The organism is Butyrivibrio sp. AE2005 (assembly GCF_000686965.1).
GTDB classification, from domain to species: domain Bacteria; phylum Bacillota; class Clostridia; order Lachnospirales; family Lachnospiraceae; genus Butyrivibrio; species Butyrivibrio hungatei_A.
On record NZ_JMMD01000014.1, the window covers coordinates 19178 to 37941 of the forward strand.

General features: G+C 36.1%; 17 protein-coding genes. 1 reads left to right on the forward strand and 16 read right to left on the reverse strand.

Annotation, left to right across the window (positions count from 1 at the left end):
• Nucleotides 1-2 precede the first annotated feature (2 nt).
• The 16 genes from DL92_RS0110155 to DL92_RS0110230 all read right to left on the reverse strand — a co-directional run bounded on the left by DL92_RS0110155 (nt 3) and on the right by DL92_RS0110230 (nt 18248).
• Nucleotides 3-539, reverse strand: a complete 537-nt coding sequence (locus DL92_RS0110155; protein WP_026667606.1) for a hypothetical protein — start codon at nt 537-539, stop codon at nt 3-5.
• Nucleotides 540-549: 10 nt separating this feature from the next.
• Nucleotides 550-987, reverse strand: coding sequence for a hypothetical protein (locus DL92_RS0110160; protein WP_026667607.1), 438 nt, complete (start codon nt 985-987; stop codon nt 550-552).
• Nucleotides 988-1038: 51 nt separating this feature from the next.
• A complete protein-coding gene (locus DL92_RS0110165; protein ID WP_026667608.1) occupies nt 1039-1554 on the reverse strand; it encodes a hypothetical protein in 516 nt (171 codons plus the stop codon).
• A 36-nt stretch (nt 1555-1590) separates the two neighbouring features.
• On the reverse strand, nt 1591-3609 hold the full coding sequence (locus DL92_RS0110170; RefSeq protein ID WP_026667609.1) for a hypothetical protein: 2019 nt from the start codon (nt 3607-3609) through the stop codon (nt 1591-1593).
• A 14-nt stretch (nt 3610-3623) separates the two neighbouring features.
• Nucleotides 3624-5549: an ATPase, T2SS/T4P/T4SS family gene (locus DL92_RS0110175; RefSeq protein WP_026667610.1), complete on the reverse strand. Its 1926-nt coding sequence runs from the start codon at nt 5547-5549 to the stop codon at nt 3624-3626.
• 11 nt (nt 5550-5560) lie between these two features.
• Nucleotides 5561-6499: a P-loop NTPase family protein gene (locus DL92_RS0110180; RefSeq protein ID WP_026667611.1), complete on the reverse strand. Its 939-nt coding sequence runs from the start codon at nt 6497-6499 to the stop codon at nt 5561-5563.
• The gene (locus DL92_RS0110185; RefSeq protein ID WP_026667612.1) at nt 6496-7161 is read right to left on the reverse strand and encodes a hypothetical protein; all 666 of its coding nucleotides are present in this window, start codon (nt 7159-7161) and stop codon (nt 6496-6498) included. Before DL92_RS0110185 ends, DL92_RS0110180 begins: the two co-directional genes overlap by 4 nt.
• Nucleotides 7162-7216: 55 nt before the next feature.
• Entirely contained in the window at nt 7217-8227 is a 1011-nt protein-coding gene (locus DL92_RS0110190; protein ID WP_197027253.1) for an SAF domain-containing protein, read from the reverse strand.
• 15 nt (nt 8228-8242) lie between these two features.
• The gene (locus DL92_RS0110195; RefSeq protein ID WP_026667614.1) at nt 8243-9571 is read right to left on the reverse strand and encodes a S1 RNA-binding domain-containing protein; all 1329 of its coding nucleotides are present in this window, start codon (nt 9569-9571) and stop codon (nt 8243-8245) included.
• A 13-nt stretch (nt 9572-9584) separates the two neighbouring features.
• The gene (locus DL92_RS20310; RefSeq protein ID WP_051625299.1) at nt 9585-11258 is read right to left on the reverse strand and encodes a cell wall hydrolase; all 1674 of its coding nucleotides are present in this window, start codon (nt 11256-11258) and stop codon (nt 9585-9587) included.
• 139 nt (nt 11259-11397) lie between these two features.
• On the reverse strand, nt 11398-12831 hold the full coding sequence (locus tag DL92_RS0110205; RefSeq protein WP_026667615.1) for a hypothetical protein: 1434 nt from the start codon (nt 12829-12831) through the stop codon (nt 11398-11400).
• A gap of 5 nt (nt 12832-12836) precedes the next feature.
• Nucleotides 12837-13331 (reverse strand): hypothetical protein, encoded by a 495-nt coding sequence (locus tag DL92_RS0110210; RefSeq protein WP_026667616.1) that lies wholly within the window; start codon nt 13329-13331, stop codon nt 12837-12839.
• Nucleotides 13332-13342: 11 nt separating this feature from the next.
• Nucleotides 13343-14098, reverse strand: coding sequence for a hypothetical protein (locus DL92_RS0110215; RefSeq protein WP_026667617.1), 756 nt, complete (start codon nt 14096-14098; stop codon nt 13343-13345).
• Nucleotides 14098-15093 (reverse strand): hypothetical protein, encoded by a 996-nt coding sequence (locus DL92_RS0110220; RefSeq protein ID WP_026667618.1) that lies wholly within the window; start codon nt 15091-15093, stop codon nt 14098-14100. The genes DL92_RS0110215 and DL92_RS0110220 overlap by 1 nt, the downstream gene beginning before the upstream one ends.
• Before the next feature lie 56 nt (nt 15094-15149).
• A complete protein-coding gene (locus tag DL92_RS18965) occupies nt 15150-15947 on the reverse strand; it encodes an ATP-binding protein (RefSeq protein WP_051625300.1) in 798 nt (265 codons plus the stop codon).
• On the reverse strand, nt 15948-18248 hold the full coding sequence (locus DL92_RS0110230) for a VirD4-like conjugal transfer protein, CD1115 family (protein WP_026667619.1): 2301 nt from the start codon (nt 18246-18248) through the stop codon (nt 15948-15950).
• Between the two features lie 109 nt (nt 18249-18357).
• On the opposite strand from DL92_RS0110230, the gene DL92_RS0110235 reads away from it, so the two are divergent.
• Nucleotides 18358-18540 (forward strand): type II toxin-antitoxin system HicA family toxin, encoded by a 183-nt coding sequence (locus DL92_RS0110235; RefSeq protein ID WP_026667620.1) that lies wholly within the window; start codon nt 18358-18360, stop codon nt 18538-18540.
• The last annotated feature ends 224 nt before the right edge of the window (nt 18541-18764 follow it).

Genomic DNA, 18764 nt, shown 5'->3' on the forward strand with positions numbered 1-18764 from the left:
CCTCACTTCACCATCCCGTTCTCTTCCCTATTCCCTACATAAGCTCCATAAGAAAACTCTATTGTCTTAAGCTCTGTTCCCGACAAAAACGCAAAAAGCCTTCCGGCCGGTGTGGGCTCTTTTAGATTTAGTGTGACCTTAACATAGTCCCCATTATTAAGCATGTAATTATAATAATCGGTTGTATTTACAGGAAACATTTCCTCTAGTATTTCTTCTTTATTATATGTGCTATTACTAACCACGAAGCTACCCTTAACTTCTTTTCCACTCTCTTTTACATAGGGCATTACTACTTTTGCTTCATGTATCATAGATAACGTATACAGATTTCCTGTATTATTGATCTTTCGCGCCATCTTGAGATAACTCTCAGGAGACATATATCCTGATGCACAGGAATCATTTACAAAATCCGTTACCGCATCATCCACATATGACTGCACATTCTGGTCAAACTTAATATAGAATACCTGCACTATAAAGACTGTGATTAAGAATAATCCGATGGCGTAAACAAATGGTCTTGATATATCCATAATCCATACCTCAATAAACTAATGTATAACTTACTCCTGATACTGCCCCATCTCCGTTAAGCGCTACTTCTTTTTTATATTTACCTTTTATGGAAATATAATTATCTAAAATGCCAGTACCATACTTTTTTGCATATGTAATATAATCTTCACCCGTAGCTGCTACTATGAGATCAGACACTACCGTTCCATTTATCTTTATATATGTTCCGTCTGAATAAGATATAGCTTCAGCTAATACACTCGATCCTTTAATTAAGTCTTTCTCTTCCTGCGTCAGCTCTTTAGGATAGTCTGTTACTGCATCTTTGGTATATGAAGCACCAACTTCTTTTCTCTCCGCTATCACAAATAAATTCAACAGAATAAAAAACGTAGTAACAAGCAGTCCAAATATAACCACATTGGCTACCGCTGTCCAAAAATCCTGTGTTCGCATATTGCTCATCTTTTATCCTTTCGCAAGGGGATAATAGATCCCCTTGCTAGCTAACCTTTATTAGCTTGTCTGAATAGTAAAGTTTACACCTACAATCGTACCATTGGCCGCATCCACGGAATCTCTTACGATCTCCCCAAGATACTTTGAATTAGGATTGATATAAACAGTAGAGAGATTTGCTTTATTCTGAGCTGCAGATACCGCTCCAATTCCATCCTTGCTAGAAAGATCTGTTGATGAATAAATATATGAGGTTGTTGTATGCCCGTTGTTAACGCTTACGCATATCTCATCATTCTCATGTGCTTTGATGAAAGAAATAACCTGTGTTCCAGATATAACTGCTCCATCATATTCTGTATACTGTGATTCATCCATTGTTACTGACATCTGGCTTAATTTATTACCTGCTTTATCAAAAAATCCCTTAGAAACACCGTACAGTCCAAAAAGAACTCCCACAAAAAGAAGTGCAAGAACTACTCCACCTATTGTTCTGATAAGACTATCTGCATTTCCTCCCTCGCACATACCTGGTACCATTTTCATTTCCTTACTTGCTGATTCATTCATAATTTTTCCTTTTCCTTTCTGTAAAAAGATATTTGTTTAAATTGACAGATCCATCGCAAGAAATAGTTTTATAGAATATAAAAGCATTGGCGCAATAAGATAAAGAACCAATTCTGTCATTACTGGCGTATATGATATCCACATCGCTTTGGATGCTCTGTCATTCGTTATCATTTCATTTTGTTGTTCTCTATTTTTCAAAGAATATGCCCTGTCTGTTGCAATCTCATCAAATGCTTTCTTAACTCCAACTGAATCAATTTCTAAAAGACAGTCACAAAATCTTTTAAAAGGCTGAAAAGTTTCGGACATTTTCATCTTTTCAAGGGCTTTTTGTTCACCCATCTCAAGCTCAGTGATGCATATCTCAATCGAAGATTTGAAGCTGTATGAGAATCTATCCATCCACTCTAAAATATCATCTACCTTAATTCCGCTTGTATTCATAAGAATAAGTACAAGTGTCTGGAATTGATTAACCTCATCTTCCTTATTAACAGAAGCAACTTTGATTTTGAATCTGAGCATCCCATATGGAACTATCGCTGCTATTACTGCTCCAAACATTGATATAAGAAGCTGCCACCATTTATAGTATGTATTCTTATATGCTTTTATCTGCTTGATAACTCCCTGAGCGACCATTCTGGCATACTCTTCATTCCTTACATTAGTGTTTGCCATGATATCTGATGTCATAGCATCTTCATCCAAATCCTTTAACTTGCTATTCTTATACAACTTTGCATAGTCATTAGATACCTGTTCCATTGCAGCTAGATAAACCGTATTAGGAACTATAACAGAATCAAAATTTCCAATGAATGTATTTATCATCGTGATCTTCTCACCAATGATCGATGCTCCAAACATTGCATTGATGATAAAAAATCCTGCTATTCCAAGCGTAAGGGATTGCACTATAAAGGCTTTTGGTCCCGTATGATCTCCCACTTCCTTCATATCATCATTAAGCTTCATAGCTTTGGTGTAATACCTATTGATGATCCTGTTACAGTTTCTTGATATGACAGGAATATTGGAAACCTGCGTCCAGATGCTCATTCTTCTTATATCGCCTTTTTTCGCATCCTTTAGAATCTCAACAAGCTTATAGCATATAAATGAGAGTACAAAAATACCAACCATTATCGATCTTCCATAAAGACCTGTATAAAACTCTTCAAGATCAGGCATGTTAGTAAGACACCACATCTCTATCGGTTTGATAAAAAATGCTGCCCATAACGCAAGTGATGAAAGCATCTTAAACTTGTAATCAATTCGTTCCTTTTTTAGGATTTCTGTATTTACCTCTTCTTTAAGGTACGCAACTGACTCTAGGAAATTACTGCTTTCTAGTTCATTTACATCACCATGCTCTTTTATTACTGCACAGATTGAGGTAAGCAGCATAAAAAACCTGTTAGGATTTGACTGCGCATACTCTTCTACTTTTTCTTCCATAATCGGGCTGGATATTATATCATAGACTTTTTGAATATGAAGAGAAATCTCATATGGTATATCATCCAAAGTTGCAGCAATCGCATCTTCTACACGCCTGCTCTGCATGTAATAATGCCTTACATCAGATAAGAATGATTGCAGCTGTCGTAATAATTCAAATTCCTTCTTCCTTAATGAAGCGGATATCCTGTGATCAAACAGCACTCCTGATGCAAGCATACCCATTGCAATATAGAAAACATCCCCCCCTGCCATAAAAATAATCGCAGCAAGAATACCTAATGATGTAATAAGATTTTTAAGCATCATATTTGTTGCTTTTATATTTATAGATAACGGATCTGCTGGATAAATCCCTTCAACAGTCTTAAGTACTTTTTTGAAATACTTATTGAGCCCCGGACATCTATTAAAAAAGATATAGAAATAATATAGATGGTTCTTTCCGTTTCCTCTTACCGTTATTTTTTTATAAAATCTGTCATCATCTTCTCTTTGCTTTGCTACAAGGAACAGATATACGATTCCAAGTACCAATGCCGCTCCAAAGATGCCTACTAATACATAAATATATATATTTGACATTCTTATGCCCTCTTTTAAGCTGCGTTATTTATAAACTTCTTTAACTCTTCCATATCTTTGATAAAGAGCTGCTCTTCTTCAGGCGAAAGTCTCTTTCTGATATCTGCCTGCATCTTAGCTGATGGCAGATTCCTAAGAATAAATTCGCCATTGTGGAACTCTACAAGATTCACGCATGTAAACAATTCTCTATCCGTCTGTCTCTTGTAATATTCTCTCCTATCATCATTAGCCGTTGCATTTTCATCTACTTCTGTAGGATACTTTGTTGCCTTAGTAGGAATGATTTCTGTTATTCTTGACAAATAACGCATACCCTTCTGATTTTCGAGATGTATATCTATATTTAAGATTTCAGCAGTCTTTTCTACCGCTTCTTTCTTCTCAGAATATATTCCATGCTTAGGATCAAGAAGGTTATCCGCGATAGCTGTAATAAAGTCATACGCAGTCTTTGCGTGATGCGTAAATAAAGCCTGAAGTGAAGCAACCTGCGCGGTCTGAATAACATATGTTGCCTGAACAGCCTCTGCAAGCTCACCGATAATTGTTATATCAGCGTTAGTCTTCTTACCAAAGTTGATTCCAGCCTGCGAACCGATCGTCTCTGTCTCCTGAAAAGAAACAATATTCCTATTCGGGTATGTATACTGAAGATTAAGCTCGGCAGATATCTCTTGAACACGGATTGAATATGTTGATGAAATGAAACTTATGAGAGACTTGAGCATTGTTGACTTACCTGTTCCCTGTGCTCCAGTAACACCACATGTTCGCTCTCCCCTAATAAGCCATTTAACAAGTTTATATGCAAGTTCCCAATTCTTATATCTGTACTCCCTTGTAATCTGGTTATAAGAACCAATAAGATACTCTGGTCGCACAGATGGTGTAGAATCGAATTTTCTTGCAAAGAATCCATAACTCGATGCGAAAGGTGGTCTCATAACAGTGATACGAGAACCATTCTTCATTGTTGAGACTACATATCCGTTGTCCTTATTAAGAACTTTATTAGCGCCATACTTATAAATATTCTGAGTTACTCTGATAAGCTCTTCCTGCGACTCAAAACCGATGCATGAAAGCCTTACCTTATTACCAAAAATTGTGATCCATATACTCTGATATGAAAAAGTAAGATTCTTAGAGTCGATGTCATATCCATCTTTTGAAACACCGGATACACCCGCATCAATCTCGTCAAGGTTAGTATCAAACAGTGTATCTATAACGCCAAACCCTTTATATTTCTCAAATATTCTCTGCGCAAGAATAGCAATCTTATCCGTATAGTCCAGCTCATATTCAGGATAAATGTCACCAAAAATCTCATCCAACTTCTGCGCTGAAAAGTCAAACATCATCTCGCCATTTACTTCAGTTGGTATAAGGTTTCCTTCATTATCAATCATGTAATCCTTGAACATCTGAGCAAATCCTGCTTTACCCAAAGGACCACACTCTTTTCCGTTCTTATCTATTTCCTGCTTAAAGTTAGAATAGATATAGTTGAGGATCTCGAATTTATCCTGTGCATGAAGTTCATCAACATTATTAAATGGGATGATTTCATCTATTGTCTGCTCATTTACACCAAACGCAAGCTCTTCAGTAAGAAGCATTCCTGTGATATATGCTTTAATAGCTTTTTTTGCATTTGGATTTCCATAAGCAGCTTCTTTTAAGTTCTGTCTGATCTCCGCTTTTGTCCTCTGAGACTGTTCATAATCCCTTCTGGTCATGTTCTTCTCACGAATATCCTGGCGAAGCATCATCGCAAACTGATCCTGAACCTTCCTTGTCAACGTATTTACATCCGTATAGTCATTATCAAATGAATCAAGATCCGATGTTCCCGAGATCAGCTTCATATATCTATACATAGCAAATCCTGTGGCAGAAAAAATCCCAAGTATTACCAGTGTATTAATTACCATTACTGTTCTCCTTAAAGGTCCGCTGTAAGCTTTCTCTTCTTAATGATTCCAAAAGGTCCACTCTTAACTATGATCTCTTGGATAGCTTCGTCCTGTATATCTTCGGGTTCATTTCTTTTGATTTTTTCCTTCTTTTCCGCTATATCAGGATAATCTTCATCATCATCTTCTTCATCCATGATTCCGGCCACATATTTTGCAAGAAGCTGCATTACCGATGAAGTAAAATCAAAATTTATATCTGTCTTGATATTCCTTTTGTTTTTCAAGACAAAGTCCAGTAAATTCTTTTGTAAAAGTGCATCCTTGTACTGGCAATTATGTGGAATATAATATACTTTCTTGGTTTTATATTCCTTAGCCATACTTTTTGCTGTATAAATTGAATTTGGTTCAAAATCATTTACAAGAATCGTTGTCTTATCCATCTTTTCATCAAATTCAACCTTTGGTCCCTGCGGAATCACAATGATGTTTTCATCAGCCTTTGCTTTTACAACATCGATCAGCTCAGGAAGCTCTGGTAAAAGAATAAAGATGTAATCATACACATTTTTCGCACCACTTATAATGTTTTCTACCGACTCAATATTAAGGAAAGCAAAGAAATCCTTTTTCTGAGTTGGTTTTAAAACATCAAACAGATTCTCTTTTTCAGAAATCTGTGTAACAGTCTGATCGTAATGCTCTTTTGTAAGGTCCGCTGTCTCACTTCTTACAAGCAGTGCATCAATACCCTCATCTTTCCATACTTTAAAACCTACATTTATCTCTTCCGCTTTTAACTGTTTTCCTTCAATATATTCGATAATCGAAGGATCACCATATGAAGTAAGCTGTATAGCCAATGTTTTCTTTGACTTTACGATTGCTGTCATTGAAGAAAGAAGGGCTGTTACTGATGCTGCTCTCTTAAGTCCGTTATTAAGCCCACGTACCGTGATAATCATTTATTTCCATCTCCCTTCTTATTTCTCTTTTCCTCTTTCTTTTTCTTCTTCTGAGCTAAATGCACATCATCAATGAATCCGTTAATATACTGTCTAAGCTCAGTTGAAAGACCTTTTATAGGCTGGATTCCGTTATACTGAAATGCGATTTTCATAGCAAGATCATTTTCATCAAACGTAATAATTGCTTCATCTTCAACTTCATCCAGCCCCATCAGGTTCTTAATATATTTTTCTGAAACCTTTCCGGATGCTCTATCTTTAAATAAATACTCAAGATTTTTGTACTTCGAAACCTTATTAAGATTCGTATGATTTCGAATATCTCTTAGATCTGATGTAAGATAGTTCATTACTAAAATATTTCTATCCGACTCATCCATAAGCGCGGAATCCGGATTCATGCCATGATAGATAATCACAGCATCAAACTTCTTGAAATTATTTTCTGAAAATCCTTTGTTTCTTAAAAAGATAATCTTTCCAGCCTCCACTGAATCTGCCGCTTCGTCTAATCTATTTAGCGAAAGAAACAGATTATGGCGAATAGAATTATCTATAACCAGCACGTTTCTTCCTCTATCAGAAAGCTCTTGTGCTATATAATATGGAATCTCTTCATGTTCGAGCCCCACAAATGAAAAAATCTTTGTATTCTCCATATCTCTCCAAATTCTCCTTATTAGGCGGGAGTTTCATCCTCCCGCCATTTTTCTGTTATTCGCCTTCTAAATCCGACTTAGCTTCATTACTGTTAAGAGCTTCATCTGAGTTTTCTTCTTCAGAATCATCTTTGTTTCCCAGCAAATTACCAAAGAAACCATTTGATGCATCCTGTGCCTCGGCTGCTTCTGCATCATACTCTCCGTTTCCTGCAAGTGCAGAATTCTTTGCAGTATCTTCAAGTTCATGACCAGCTGCAACAGCCGCAAGTTTTTCTGATGTAAGATTCTTGAGCTTTCTTTCCATATCAAGACGTGCATCTGTGTTAAGTGTCTGAATAGCTTTTGTAAGAAGGTTTCCATCATAATATGCTGATGTTGAATCAAACATATCCTGTACATATGTATTAACAAGGTATGTCGGAAGTGCTTCTTCCTGAAGATTCGACTCCACATATCTGGTTGCATAGATCTTTGTGCCAGTGATTGTAAATGCATCAATGGTAGCAGATGCAAGCCTTATAATCTCTTCTTCATTTAAGTTAGTCTTAAACACACAACTCTCAAGATTCAGATTCTTTATCTGTTTCTTAGTAAGTACGGTCTGATCTATACCATTAGGAAACATGATTCTGATATCAACATAATCATTCTCGCTCTGATCCTGCATAAGCCTTGCAACTTGAATCTCATATTCTCTCGTATCTTGCGCTATCACTACGGCCGTCACCATCTCTTTCATTACGGTAACTCCTGCCGGAATATCAATGATAGCAGTAGAACCAAGTTCTTCGGCTGTCATGTACACATCCGATGACAAGCCGGTGTAGACATTTTGCAGCTGTACATTTACTCCATCTGTGATCGTATCTCCATGTCTGATATCCGCAATAGCAACATATACTGTCTGCTGATTAGCAAGCATCTCTGCAGCATACGCATCTGTTACTTCTCTTTCTTTAAGAAGTGCATTCCTATTAAAGATAAGTGCTGCCATAAGTGTTATGATAAGAACTCCCATGCATATGAGTCCCGCAGTCATTTTTTTGATTTTCTTTTTCATCATTACTCCTCGCAGTATTTATTCAAAATATGCAAATTTGCCTGTAAAACCTACTTCATTCTTGTCATTAAGATAGACGCTACATTCAGAACCAATCCTCGGCGTTCCAAAATCAGGTGGATAGCAGATTGCTTCTACTTTTTCATCAATGCGGACAATATACAGTCCCGTGTTCAATCTAAATGAAACGAATCCCGAATATGTAGAACCGATCTGATATTCATCTCCATGTTTCTCAAGGGGCTTCTTTGTTGCCTCCTTTGGAGATACCGTAATATCAACAAACTGAGTCTTTCTCTTATTGATATCGACCTGACCTACTTCTACAGACTTTACGACTACAGGAATCGACTGTCCCACCTTATATCCTTCATTCTTTGGATTATTGATATGAAGCCATGATAATTCATCATTTGGAACAAACGTCTCCGCACCGCATACTTCAACAGTAATCCCCTTTGTTCCTACTTCTGTGATCCTAGCATGGCACTTACTACCAACTTCTGCCTTTCTCTTATTCGTTCTAGGATCACGAGCAAGGAAATAATCATGTGACTTAAGCTGCATTGCTCTGATACGACTTCCGATTACTCGTTTGTCATCCGGCGAAATGTTATATACTACAAACTCAACAAGTGCATTCGTCTTATTCTTCATGGCTCTATATAGATTCTGAAGTCCTTCCGGTCCTTCAAATAGCTCCGGTCTTCTTTGGAAAAAGAACATTGGCGCCGGAATATAAATCGAATATATTGACTTTGGTTCTTTTCTCTGTTTAATAAGAGCTTTTGTCTCAGGATCCTGAGGATTCATGATAAGTGAAACTTTGGCGTTGTAAGAGATTACTCTGCCATCAGAACTCTCTAAAGGCTCTACGCCGACAACTCTGCCAAGAAGTCTTTTTGGCTTTTTAGCCTTAGCCGAATCAGAAAGCACCTGATATTCAAGCTCTCTCTGCTGACCTTCAGATACTACCTCATCAAACTCATCACCGATGATCTCTTCATGTTCAAAAATTTTCTTCATTGCTCTTCTTGAAGGAATATTAATTGAACGTCTTAAGAATTGATCTTCTTCATCAGATTGCCTCTTAAACTCATTTGCAGATTCTTCTGTTACCTGCTTTTTATCTACCGCTGAAGCATTATTGTTCATCTCACTGATTGTCTCAGATAAAGAAACCGGTACTTCTTTCTTATCCTCATCTGACTGCTCGGCAGATACTGTCTCTTCACCTTCTTCGTTTACTTCCAAATCTTTCTTAGCTGCCTTTTTTGCAGTAGTCTTGGCTTCCTCTGCAATCATTGCCGCCTTCTTTTTTAATTCTTCCTGTGATTTTGCTGCCATTTCTTTTCCTTTCTTATGTCCTACCTAAGTAGAATTCATGGTGATTGATTTCAGCGAACCATCGATAATCGCCCCACGCTTCTTTTGAACCGTTTGCGTTTCTAAAAAATAAAACATCATCGTTCCCCAAAATTTCGAGTCGTCCATGCAGCACGTTTTCTGCAACTTCTATCTCTTCCTCTGTAGGAACCATATTTTCTATCTCATCGCTATATGCGAATTGACCTTTCTGATAAATAACTTCTCTTAAAGTAGACGGGAAGTGTTCCGAATGTAATCTGTTTTTTACTACTTCCCCCACCGCTATCCATCCATTTAATCCTTCCGTGTGTGCTTCATGATTAATGAGCTGTGCGAGAAGATATACGTCTTCTTTTGTATATTCTTTTTCTTCATCTTCAGGTGATTCAACTTGATATATTGAGTGCTCTAATACTTCTTCATTCTTTGTAGAAGTCCCTGTTTTAGGCATCTCCTTGAAAATAGTAAACATATCAGTTTTTTCTATTACAACCGTACCTTTTCCTGATGAACAATGAATCCAATATCCTTCCCCGGCATAAATTCCAACATGGTTAAGACTTTGCCCATTATTCAGAAGACCTAGATCCCCTGGCTGAAGTTCAGCACTTGATATAGTTTTGGTTAAGCCTAAGATTCTCTTGGTACTAACAAGTTCTTTCCATCCCTCAAATCCAGCAGTACGGAAAGCCCACTGAACAAATCCTGAACAATCCAATCCTTTCTGCTGTCCATTATCTTTTAAGGTCCACCACGTAGTATCATATCCACTCTTTTCCGATTTCCCTCCCCATTCATAGGGGACTTTTCCAATTAGAGCCTGTGCAACAGATATAAAGCTTCTTCTGGTGTAATCGATTTTTTCATCTAGCAGAATATTGCTTATATAAGCTTTAATATCTTCGCTTATTTCAAACTTCGCAGGAAATTCTATGTTATAGATTTCTGAAAGCCCCGTTCCGCTTACTATACTTTCTGCTTTTGCAAGCTTCTTTTCATACTCGTTAAGTACTGAAGTATCATTATTCACCCCAAAATATGAAAGTATATCTTCCGCAGACAATCCTTTTACCGAAACCTCTCCATAATTCAATTTTTTCAGCTCAGGAGAAACTGTTTTTGTCCCGATGCTCTGATACTTATTGCCAACACCAGAAACTTTTTTTGTGATCACTATTTCGGTTGGCTTTTCTATATATACTTTTTTGCCAAGCGTATAATAACCATCTTCTGTCTGATCATACGTCTGTACTAATTTAGGTACGAACTCTTCAACAGTCGTCTCTTTATAGCTGACTGTATAAAACGGCAAATTATAAAGAGTATCAATAGCGTCTGAATTTTCTTTAGCAACTGCATAAGCAAAGATCAGCTCATTGTAATTACATGCTGAATAAGGATCCTCCTGATTGTCATAAGACATCATCGTTAGCTGATAATCTAAATCTGTCTTGGAAATGTCTTTCTTGAGCTGTTCGTATGTTTTTATCCTTGAATTTTCTATTGCTTTTTGAAGTAGTTCTGATGCTAAGATAATCTCTTTCTTAAATGTTTCTTTTTCTTTCTCTGTAACTGCATGCACAGTGACAGTCATATATGAAATTGAGATTATTCCTGCAAGTAAAAGAGCCGTATATTTAGTTGTAAAGTATACTATTCTCTTCATATTATGTATAGTATACTCCTATTTTATTTTTGTCAACCAGTTTGTAATTGACATACCAATTAAAAATGGACTACCTTACGGTAGTCCATAAAAATATAACATTCTTTCTATTAATAACGGGTAATGCAACCACTTATACCTACCCCTCAATTGTAATGATCTCTTCCTGTTTATTCTTCGTATTTATCTCATATTCTGCTTCAGTGATCTTGGTATCGGGATAGTGGTAGACATTTATTGTGTATTCACCCGCTTCAGCAAAAGGATATATATATCCAATCATTCCAATATTCGATCTATCTTTTACAAGGTCATGACTTTGACCATCTGGACCTATTACCTGCGCATTAACTTCACCTTCGCCTTCGTAATTCACATAAAATTCTATTCCAGTCTTATCTGAATCAAGCTGGAATGTATAAGTGTTCTGTGTCATTTCTTGCTCTGCAGAATTATCTTTAACTTCTATGTCAGTTACATTAAGACTTTGAGGTGAGATATTAACTGTCCATTTTCCCGGCATCATCGTAGTATAATTTGCGCAAAAAGCTCCTTCTTCAGCATCAGCCTTAAACATTTGAACCTCACCGTTTGGATTAGTGACCATCATTTTTAGATCACTTGTATCAGTAAAGTCAGTAACAGAATCTTTATCGAACGTAGCCATTATCGAGCCATTTACCTTCTGCGTTTCTATTGAAAAATTAAACTGCTGAGAATATGCTGCGAACTGCTCTTCTTCAGACTCATAATATGGCTCGTTATAGTTTAAAGCTTTTAAATCTTGCCCTTTTTCTTCTGCCACATATCTGAACAATCCTTTTCCGTCTATATAATAATAGCCAGTCTTACTGTCATCCGGAAGTCTTATCGCTATATATCCATTCCTGGTTATTTCGTGATTTGTCAATGTAAACGCCTCATATGCCTGAAAGAAGTGTGTATCCGCTTTAACAGTAGTAACTCCATAATAGGTTCCAGCCCAGAATGAGATCTCATAATCCTTATTTTCCTCAAGTCCGACAAACACCCCTGCTTTATTAAGCATATCCGCACTTACAGGCTTACCGTTGATAGTCTCGATCATAATATAATCGCTTCGATCATTCTTAAACTTTGATGCAGCATCAGACTTTTTTACTGCGTCTTGTTTTAATTCAAACGTTATATATCCATCCTTCCACTCAGCACCAGATACACCGATAGAATAGCCTGTATCAGAATATCTTTCCAAACTTACATCATCTATAGAATTGGACTTTGAAGCATATGCAAGTAACTCCCCTAGGTAATATGTTGGTATCTTAGATTCATAATCTCCTAGATAGTATGCACATCTACTGCTATCAATATCACCGCCACCTCCTGATCTTTCCGCTTCAAATACTTCGTAGAACTTAGTTCCTTCTTTTACATAATATGTATCATTTTCAAGATTCATATTAGAAATCGCTACTGCTTTATACTTTGCGCCCGCATCTTCAAATATCTGTATATCACTCTGACAACCACAGAGCATGACTACATTAAATACAGATACAATAAGAGGCATCACTACTTTTCTTATCTTCATTTTCATCACCTTATGTTATCAAGTATTTTTTCTGTAAAAGCCCTTGTCTCTTCTGCTTTATCAAAGCCATCTACTTTTGTTGTAGGTACAGATACTGATGATTCATAGCCAATCTTCGAAAAAAGATTTTTGGAAAGTTTCTTATTGATTATTGCATTATTATATGATCTATTATTTGCAATATCTGTTGAAGACAACTGCTTATTAAATGAATTGATAAGATATGCAACTCTTCTAAAATCATCTGAATCAAGGTAAACCCTTGCCTCGGTATAATCACTGTTATCAGCTAGTACTCCATAACTAGAAATCTTTCTTGTTACTTCACTAACAGTGTTTAATGAATCTTTTCCTTCATCATATACTACAGATCTGTATGTATCTGACTTATCATTCATCGCTGCATATGGCGATAGATCCGTTCCCGGAACAAAAAGCACAAAGCATATTACAGTAAGTATGGTAAACAATGTTTTCTTAAAATACTCTTTCTTTTTCATTTTGCCCTCCATCAATGTGCACCAAGTGCAAGGATATAATCTATTTTTCCATTATCTAATGGGATATCCTCATCCTCTTCTTCCCCCAATGCAACAAATCCTATGTCGTAAACAAAATTGTATTCCTGTCCAACTTCTACATCTGCCGGTAGATACTTCTGTATCTTTGTAATATCTTCTGCTGACTCGACTTTTAGATTGAGGATTCCTCTCACATATACCTCTTTATCGTCTGCATAAACATATCCTTTTCCGGTAGAAAACCTTGCATCCATTATTACCCCTGAATCTATCACTGCTTGAGTCCATTCTTCCTTAAAAGTGTTTCCGTCTGTTCCTACAATACAGTTATCAGAAAAAACTTTATCCATCTCAGACATATACTCTTCTTTATTTGCAACTACACTAATCGCATTTACATCATAAATCTTATCAACATATGTCGTTGCTAAGTTTGAAAAGGAAGTGATCAGATCATCACCAAGCTGATTCCTCAGATCAGAATTTGAAATATAATCATCTGTCTTTTCAAATTCATATGACTCCATAATGTTCACTTTTTCATCATCGGTCAGCATTTTCCTGCATGAATTAAGATTATAGTTCACATCTATCTTCTGATCTTTGCTGTTTCCTGCAGCCATTTTACCTGCGTTTTTCACATTAGTATTAGCATTTTCAATTTCTATCCCCTTGTTTCCACAAGAAACAATTAAAGAAGCCATCAGTAAGGAAAAAAATAAACTCACGATCTTTTTTTTCACCATTATTTTCCTCCCTGTAAGATTAGTTTTGTATTCGTCGGATCGGAATTATCATATGTACCGATAAGTACAGCAGTAGATCCTGTTGTGATACTTGTGTAATTATTATTTATCGTAGTCGTAAGTGATGTTCCCAGATTATCAATCTTACCGGTAAGATCTGTTTTTGCAGTGTTTAACGACTCAGTCATTTGTTTATTAGATTCATCCAATGCCTCGTTTGTTTTTTTGTCAGCATCTGTTAGCTCCTCTTTTGCTTTGTTTAAGGACTCGTTCGTTCTCCTGTCTTCGTCTGATAGTTCGTTCTTTGCCCTATTTAATGCCTCTGTCAGCTTTTTGTTTGAATCATTTAGCGCTGCAGCACTGTTACTAGCATTTGTATTGACTTTACTCTCAAGCGAACCTAACTTTGATGTATTTGAATCAACCGCAGTTTTTATCTTACTGATTTTATTGTCGGAATCAGTTTTATTCGTTGCAATAACTGTTCTAACTGTATTTATCTCTGTTGATGTTGAAGTCTGAATACTATCAATTTTGTTTTCTATCTCATCTTCAGCATCCTTAAGGCTTGAATTTAAAGTATTATAATCAACCTTACCTCTTATATCATTCTCATATTCTGAAGAATTCAATCCATCACCAGATGAAATCGAATCCAACTGATCTTGCAGCTCCCTTAATCTGTCAGCCTTTCCAGTTCCAAGATTATCTGTATCGTAACCTGATTCTAAAGCCTCATTTGAGCCATACTCAGAAGCAATATCATCCTCCGCTATAGAATATAATGTGCCTGCTTGGTCAGGTTTAATTACTAATTCTTCGCTATTTGATTTTGCTATAACATTGCTATTTATACTTTTTTTCCTGGGGACTGTATGCTGAATCACAAAAGCTACTCCAATAAAAAGCAATAACGTGATCATTAGTACTATTCCAAATAAAATAGGTAAAAACCACTTTGTTTTCTTTAATTTCTTTATTTTTCTGTTTATCATATATCCTCCTTTAAATACTTGTGTTGTATGTAACGACTGATCTACAAATATACTTTCTATACATTGGCTGCCTCTATACGTTCAAGATAATACTTTTCTTTTCCATTTTTTATCCACTGAACAGCACATCTTTCCATATCTGACTCTATATTTCTATTAGGGACTATTGCAGTTTTTGCACAGTAATCTTTTATATTGGCTTCTTCATATGAAATATTTTTAGCATCAAGGAACTGGCATATATACTCAAACTTCTGATCATTAGTCAGCCTTGGAACTTCTTTTGTAATAGAAAATCGACTCAAAAGAGCTGCATCTAATCTATCTGCTCTATTTGTACATCCTATAAGAATAGTATCTGCGCCAGTATTTCTATATGAATCCATCTGCTGCATTAAAGAGATTGTTATTCGTGACAATTCTCCTCCTGTGGCTTGTGATTCCTCCCCTCTTTTAACAGCGATACAATCTATTTCATCTAAAAGAAATATACAATCCTTATCCTTCATAAAATCAAAGATTGCCTTTAGATTCCTTGCTGTTGAGCCAAATATCCCCCCACTTATCAGCTGTGAAAAATCAAGATATGCATAATCCATATCCAGCTTATGCGCTATCCATTTGACCATTGTGGTCTTACCAGTACCAGGCGGGCCATATAATAATGTCGAATTCATATAACTCATTCCAAGTTTTCTCATTTCCCTCGCTACAGCTCTGTTATCAACTATCGCTTGAAAAATCTCGAGCTGTGCCGGCGTAATATAATAAGTATCTACAGGGAAATCATCGCAGTGACTAACTACAAGAAAATCCTTTAATTCATCAGGTACGTCTATACGTGCTTTTGACATTTACAACTCCTCCGCATCATTTATTGCAACTGAAGAAGAAAGATAATCTTCAACATTTACTTCTTTTACCATCTCCGCAAGCTTTGGCTTTGGTTTTGGTTTTGGTTTTGGTTTTGGATTTTGTACTTGCGTTTTTCTTCTCTGAACAGGTTGCCTTACCTCTTCTTTGTTTTTTTCTTCAGAATTTTTCTCTGACAGCTCAATTTGGGCTGTAGAATGTTTTTTCTTTTCAATATCTTCCTTGGTTATGTGCGATACTTTTATTTCTGTAATTGTTTTTTGCGATTTCTCCTTATCCGCTGGATCTTCATTCTTCCTAACAAAAGCATTTTTAACACTCTTCTTTATTGAACTTGCAGATGAATTAATGCCAAGCATCTTGTCGGGATCATATCCTTCGTTTCCTACAAACTTCTCATCCAAAGGAATGTCTATTACTATTGACGGCTCATTGTCATAATCAAAATCTTCATCGACTACGTTGTCTTCCACAAGTCTCCAATATGGATAATGCTGTGCAGGAAGGACCATTGTCTCATCTGTAATATATTTAGAATAAGGGTGCCTTTTCCAAAAGAATGTATGTATCTTTAATACATTTTGCTGCGTCATCAAAAGAAGCATCTCATTTTCTTTTAGCGATCTTATCTGGTGCGAAGTCATTACATATCCTTGTCCAGTAGTTTCGTTTACATGTTCATCATCATGAATATCAATAAATGTTGTTTTTGCTTTCTGGTAACCTTTATTCTTTAGAGCCTTTGTCTGCTCACCTATCATGTCATGCCACCATTTGATAGTATCCGGATCATTTGTCTTAAGAAGCATAAAATAATCTAAATCATTCATTACTGTCTTCCACGTTTCGCCCGGATGTTTTGTCTTGAGCTGATTAATATCTTGAACAACTACATAGGTAACGATATTTCTTGATCTTACGGTTGATAGTTTCTTTTCAAAATCCGGAATAGCTGCCATGTTAGCGTACTCATCCAAGACCATATGCACTGTTATCGGCAGTTCTCCATCTTTTCTCATATCTGCATATCTAACGAGTTCCTGATATTCAAGCGTATAGAAAAGTGAAACTACAGATGCCATTGATGAATCCTGATCATTACTTCCTATAAAGTAAAGGCATCTCTTTCTTCCGGGATTAAGTACATCCAACCCATATTTTGTACTTGATAATATCTTGCGTAATGTTGGCGAATTATAGAGTTTTAGTTTGATTCCAAGTCCCTGAAGAACCTGCTTTTTAGGTATGTCATCTCCATCTTTATAAATCTTAAAGATTGCCTTTGCAGGATGAGAATCCGACAGATATTCAAAATCTGCTTCGATTTGCTGCAGATCATGTGTCGTTATATATGTGAAGAGTTGCGGAAGGTTTTTCTCTTCTGGCTTGTAATCATCTCCTACTGTTATCCTTAGAATAATAGCTTGCAGAAGGTTTAGTGCTCCTTCGTTCCAGAATGAGAACATTTCATTTCCTGCTGTTGTGGTATTGATGATTGCATTTGCAACCACCTGCGCTTTATCTACATCGTCTCCTACATACATTAGGAAATTACATGGATCAGAATTTTTGAGAAACATTGGATTAAGTGAAAGGAGTCTTACTTCATATCCAAGTGCCTTTCCGAGTTCAGAGCAAAATTTAAAAAGCTCTGATTTAGGATCCGATATGATCGCTGATTCTCCTCTTCTCATTATTTGTAAGATAAGAGGGATAATAAATGTTGCTGATTTACCAGCAGAAGGTCCCGCAACTATAAAGCAATTTCTATTTACTTTGAGCTGAGGATGCTTCTGTCCTATAAGTATCTTTTCATTTTTGGGATCGCATCCAAATATCGTAGCCTTATTTGACTCTATTGGCTCACATATAAATCTCTTATGCATGACTTCAGGGCTCATGAAATCAGCATCACCATAAGGATGTTCCTGATTAACATCAAAACCTCGTTCATCTCTTTTGGTTGTAGTTCTGAACAGAATGACTGCTTTAAAAATCGCCCCCTGAACAATAGCAAATGAGATAATAGTCCATGGCATCCCATAATGACTCCACACTGCAAATACATTTCTTATGGAATAGCTATACTCATTACCAAACAGATTCATTAAAGCAAGTCCTAAAAAACCAGTAATATATGCAGAAATAATAACCACACCAATCATTTCAGCAATAAGAGCGTATTTATTATTTGACCAAACAGAGCCAAGTTGTCTGCTTGCTTCGCTAAATATTGTTTCTTCCCATTTGTTCTTAAACCATATCTTTATTCTTCCGCGCATGTGATCTACTTTCCTTGACGTATTCTATTTTCATGCTAAATTATAATCAAAGCACTCTTTTAGTATAGTATACTTTTTTATATGAAATTTCAATAGTCAGGAGGATAAGATGATAAAACAATACAGCTTCAAAGAATTTTGTAAGTTAATACGGAAAAATGGCTTTGAACTTGACCATGTAAAAGGAAGCCATTTCATCTTCAAAAAAGAAAGCAGAACCATGGTCGTTAATAAAAACCTTAACAAGATGGTATGCCGCAGACTTATAAAAGAGTTTGAATTAGTATGTTGATTTATAATTATACAAATGTATAAACAAGCGATACTTCTTTACTTATCATCGTTTATATGTTATATTTTTTTCGTTATCTCGTATATTTATGTATTCGTTGTTTCCTTTTTATAAAGATTAGAAAACCAAATATGTGATTTTTATAATCTCATATTTTTTTCATTTGAAACTATTAACAGGTTTGAAAGGAGGGACATTGAAATAACCAAAAATCAATAAAAAAA

What these genes read in the sequence shown, in the direction of transcription:
- DL92_RS18965 (WP_051625300.1), bottom strand. Translation starts at nt 15,947, where the DNA reads ATGTCAAAAGCACGTATAGACGTACCTGATGAATTAAAGGATTTTCTT.
- DL92_RS0110180 (WP_026667611.1), bottom strand. Translation starts at nt 6,499, where the DNA reads ATGATTATCACGGTACGTGGGCTTAATAACGGACTTAAGAGAGCAGCA.
- DL92_RS0110165 (WP_026667608.1), bottom strand. Translation starts at nt 1,554, where the DNA reads ATGAATGAATCAGCAAGTAAGGAAATGAAAATGGTACCAGGTATGTGC.
- DL92_RS0110155 (WP_026667606.1), bottom strand. Translation starts at nt 539, where the DNA reads ATGGATATATCAAGACCATTTGTTTACGCCATCGGATTATTCTTAATC.
- DL92_RS0110185 (WP_026667612.1), bottom strand. Translation starts at nt 7,161, where the DNA reads ATGGAGAATACAAAGATTTTTTCATTTGTGGGGCTCGAACATGAAGAG.
- DL92_RS0110175 (WP_026667610.1), bottom strand. Translation starts at nt 5,549, where the DNA reads ATGGTAATTAATACACTGGTAATACTTGGGATTTTTTCTGCCACAGGA.
- DL92_RS0110210 (WP_026667616.1), bottom strand. Translation starts at nt 13,331, where the DNA reads ATGAAAAAGAAAGAGTATTTTAAGAAAACATTGTTTACCATACTTACT.
- DL92_RS0110215 (WP_026667617.1), bottom strand. Translation starts at nt 14,098, where the DNA reads ATGGTGAAAAAAAAGATCGTGAGTTTATTTTTTTCCTTACTGATGGCT.
- DL92_RS20310 (WP_051625299.1), bottom strand. Translation starts at nt 11,258, where the DNA reads ATGAAGAGAATAGTATACTTTACAACTAAATATACGGCTCTTTTACTT.
- DL92_RS0110205 (WP_026667615.1), bottom strand. Translation starts at nt 12,831, where the DNA reads ATGAAGATAAGAAAAGTAGTGATGCCTCTTATTGTATCTGTATTTAAT.
- DL92_RS0110220 (WP_026667618.1), bottom strand. Translation starts at nt 15,093, where the DNA reads ATGATAAACAGAAAAATAAAGAAATTAAAGAAAACAAAGTGGTTTTTA.
- DL92_RS0110230 (WP_026667619.1), bottom strand. Translation starts at nt 18,248, where the DNA reads ATGCGCGGAAGAATAAAGATATGGTTTAAGAACAAATGGGAAGAAACA.
- DL92_RS0110160 (WP_026667607.1), bottom strand. Translation starts at nt 987, where the DNA reads ATGAGCAATATGCGAACACAGGATTTTTGGACAGCGGTAGCCAATGTG.
- DL92_RS0110170 (WP_026667609.1), bottom strand. Translation starts at nt 3,609, where the DNA reads ATGTCAAATATATATATTTATGTATTAGTAGGCATCTTTGGAGCGGCA.
- DL92_RS0110190 (WP_197027253.1), bottom strand. Translation starts at nt 8,227, where the DNA reads ATGATGAAAAAGAAAATCAAAAAAATGACTGCGGGACTCATATGCATG.
- DL92_RS0110235 (WP_026667620.1), top strand. Translation starts at nt 18,358, where the DNA reads ATGATAAAACAATACAGCTTCAAAGAATTTTGTAAGTTAATACGGAAA.
- DL92_RS0110195 (WP_026667614.1), bottom strand. Translation starts at nt 9,571, where the DNA reads ATGGCAGCAAAATCACAGGAAGAATTAAAAAAGAAGGCGGCAATGATT.